The sequence below is a fragment of the Gilliamella sp. A7 genome (assembly GCF_002142015.1).
In the GTDB taxonomy this organism is placed as follows: Bacteria; Pseudomonadota; Gammaproteobacteria; order Enterobacterales; family Orbaceae; genus Gilliamella; species Gilliamella apis_A.
In genome coordinates, this window is sequence record NZ_NASN01000084.1 from 1 (window position 1) to 3,946 (window position 3,946).

2 protein-coding genes are annotated in these 3,946 nt (G+C 34.2%); both read left to right on the forward strand.

Going from position 1 to position 3,946, the window contains the following annotated elements; all coding sequences use genetic code 11:
* Positions 1–453: 453 nt before the first annotated feature.
* Positions 454–3,498 (forward strand): phage tail tape measure protein, encoded by a 3,045-nt coding sequence (locus B6D18_RS12105; RefSeq protein WP_086364674.1) that lies wholly within the window; start codon positions 454–456, stop codon positions 3,496–3,498.
* A 6-nt stretch (positions 3,499–3,504) separates the two neighbouring features.
* Positions 3,505–3,864, forward strand: coding sequence for a phage tail protein (locus B6D18_RS12110; protein ID WP_086364675.1), 360 nt, complete (start codon positions 3,505–3,507; stop codon positions 3,862–3,864).
* Positions 3,865–3,946 lie beyond the last annotated feature (82 nt).

Consider the following 3,946-nt stretch of genomic DNA (forward strand, 5'->3'; position numbering starts at 1 on the left):
GTACTTTAATGATTGGAATCGAAATGGTGTTTTTAATATAAACATAGGTAAAAAGAATTAATGAATAACAATTCTATTTTTATTATTAAATGAACTACATTAAAGAGCTAGATGATAAATAAGCTCCTAGAGTGAAGATATTTGATTCTCGAAAGCCTTATATCAAAAAACATGTTCATTTGAAAAATCACACAACATACTCTAAACAAAGAATAAGCGCATTTTGATAGTTTGTATTTTAGTATTAATACCTTTTACTCATAAAATCTTAACATTTATCAGATAAATCTCTGCTGATTAATAAAAATAAAGGTCATAACGGATGAATTTAAATGATAATACTAAAATATCAACGATTGTTTTGCCAATAAATTAAAGAATAACTTAAAGCTAAAATAATGAACAAATCATAATAACCCACTGTTAGTGGGTTTTTTATTATCTGGAGAAAAAATGGCAGAAGAAATTAAATCATTAACACTAAAAATTAATACTCAAAGTGTTGAAGAAGCGAATAGAAAATTAGATGAATTCAGCAAAAAAGCGAGAAATGCAGCCGCAGCGACAGATGATCTAACAGCGGCAAAAAAACGAGCATCAACTGTTACAGCTGAAGAACTGAGGGACTTTGAACGGGTTTATCAAAATGCGATTAAAAGTGCCAAAGCAACCCGACAAGCAGCAGATGAAGAGAGAAAACTTGTACTTTCCCGAAAACAATTAGCTGATTCCGGAGACAAACTCTATACAAGCTTTAGACTGCAAATTGACAGTTTAAAAAATTCAAGTGCATCTTCAAAAGAGTTGAAAAAAATCACCGCACAATTAGGAGCATCATATAAGTCGGGAAATCTTGATATTAACAACTATAAACAATTATTGGTTGATGTAGCGCTTAAACATAAAGAAGTAGCAAGTGCCGAACAAAATGCTAGTAATGTTAAAATTAGTTATTCCAACCAACTAAAAGCCCAAGCAGCAGCTCAGGATTTGTCTAAAGAACAAATGCTAAAATATCAATCAGCACAATTAGGGGCGGGATATTCAGCAGACGTATATTTTAAAAAAGTAACTAGAGCATCAACAGCAACTAAATCTTTCGAAGATGCAACAAGAACTGCTACCACACAAACAGCTTCAATGTATCTACAAATAATGAAAGGTGATTTTTCAGGATTTCAGACATCTTTAATGTCTATGGTTATGCAAAATGGAGTAGGAAATACATTTAGCACACTATTAACCTCATTAAATCCTCTCAATATTGGTATTTCTGCTGTGATTGGTCTGTTTGGTAATATGATACCAAAATTATTTGAAACGGAAAGCGCGACAGAGCAATTAGCGGCAGCTCAAGAGCACTTGAATACTGTTATGTCACAAGATAAGCAGACCGGAGAATTTTTTCTGTCTGACGAAATGATGAAATTGTTGAAAAACAATCGTGAACTCGCTAAAGCAGAACTCAAGTCAAGTGAAAAAGATTTAAAAACGGTGGTATCAAGTGCGAAAAAAGAGTTGCAGGATGGATTTAAAAATATCGAAGGGATTGGACGTGAAGCGCTCACTAGTGTAGGTACTAATACACAATCTAGCTTGGGATCAGTACTAAAGCAGATTGATAAAATTAAGTCAAGTGGGCAAGATTTAAATGCAATGTTATCCTCCAATGATTTGGCTACGGCAAACTTTGTCAGCGGTATTCAAGGAAAAATAGAAAATTATGCTGAATATTTTGGTACAACAAAAGAGCAAGCTCAAAGTATTCTTGAGCTGATGGCTGATATACAATCTGAAACAGATTCAATAAAAGCGGCAGAAAAAATCAATAGACTTATTAACGAATTAAGCACGTTGTACAATAATACAAATAACCCTTCAGACGGTCTAGATACACTTATCCGTAAACTGAAAGAAATAGCAAATAAAGCAAATGGAGCTGCAGGCGAGATTAAGCGCTTAAGTGAATCAAAAGATTTAGAGGAAAAAATCGACCCCAAAAAGAGCCCGTTTTATAAATACTCTCAAATGACAATGACACCTCGACAAAGAGCGGACATGGAAATTGCTGAGATGAAAGAGGCAGCAATAGAAAATAATAAAATGTATGACGAGAATAGCCCGTATTATGCCTCAAAACAGAAAATTAATGATACCGCAAATGCAATATATGCTCGACACCTCAAAGAAGGTAGATCATCATCTACAACCAATATTCTTCAAACTTCGCAACAACAAGAAATAAGCTTGATAAATCAACTTAATACTTTACGAGAACAATCTTCAACGCTCAACACAATGACATCTGAGCGTCAAAAATACTTTGAACTACAAGCTCAAATCGAAACTTTAGAAAACCAAAGTGATAAAAGTAAACTTACCGCACAAGAGAAGTATATTTTAGGGCATAAAGAAGCATTGTTAGCTCAACAAGAAAAAAATGCTGCTCTTAGCGAAGAGATTGAACAATATCAAGCGTCTATCAAGGCTCTGCAACAGATACGCGAATATACGGCAAATATAGTTTCTCAATCGGAAATAAAACAAGCTACTTTCGGGATGACTTCAAAACAGTCAAACAGAGCAAATGAACTTATCCAATTAGATAAAAAAGAAGAAGGTGATCTAGAAAAAATCAAAGATCCAACCGAAGTAGCAAAAATTACTGAAGAATATACTAAAGCTAAGCAGGCACTTGAACAAAGTTGGCAATTGGAAGATCAGCATGAAGGTGATTGGTTTGCTGGCTTAAAATTAGGTATAAATGAATTTGCTGAGAATGGTTTAAATGTATTTAATGGTTTTCGTGACATCGCCAGCAATGCTATGGGATCGGTTAGTCGTTCATTAACTGAATTAGTGACTACTGGTAAAACGGACTTTAAATCATTAACTAAATCAATTTTAACAAATATTATTGAAATTATTAATAAATTATTATTAGCTAAAGCAATTCAATCTGCGATGGGGTGGCTGGGTGGTGGTGCCGGAGGCGGTGCAGGTGCTGCTACTGGTGGGCTACAACAAGCCTATAGCGGTGGGCTAATTCATGGTTACGCTAAAGGTGGTGGTGTTGGTTATAACAATGAACCTGGTGGTTATACTGGCAATGGTAATAAATATACCCCTGCAGGTATTGTGCATAAAGGTGAATTTGTGTTCACTAAAGAATCGACTAAACGCATTGGTGTAGCAAATTTATATGCACTAATGAGAGAAGCACAGCACGGATATGCTGATGGTGGATACGTTAATGTTGGTCACGCTTTGCCAGTTGCTTTTGTTGGTAAATCAAGTAGTCCATCAAATTCAGTTAATGTAAATACAAGCGTTGCAATTAATATGCAGTCCAATAATTCTTCACAACCGCAAGCTGGCAATATTAATCAGAATGCACTTGAAGCTCAGATTAAGCCAATTATTCAAAAAAATATAGGCGAAGCTTTACAAAGATCCACATCACCTGGCGGTGATTTGTACATTTTGTTAAATAGGTGATAAATAATGGAAATTGATAAATTCGAATGGCGAACAATGGGGCATCCTAAGGGCTCAGATTCGTCAAATATTAATGAAATTAGTTTTGGCGATGGCTATAAGCAATTATTCGCTAATGGAATTAATAATAATAGTGAGTCATGGGAACTAACCTACACTGGAAATCTTGAAGAAGTAGCGAAAGTTAGGGCATTTCTAAATTCGCACATTATTGAATCTTTTTTGTGGACTAATCCGTATGGCGAAGAAAAATTTTACCGAGTTGTAAATAACTCGATCACATCGGAATTTCTTAGTAAAAATGTTATCTCACTATCCTTTCAGTTTGTGCAATCATTTTCGTCGACCGTAAGTATTTTAATGTAAAATAATATATTTCTAACTTTTAAGCTTATTTTTGATGAATATAGTGTCTTAATAAGAAAATTAACCATGATTTATTTATATC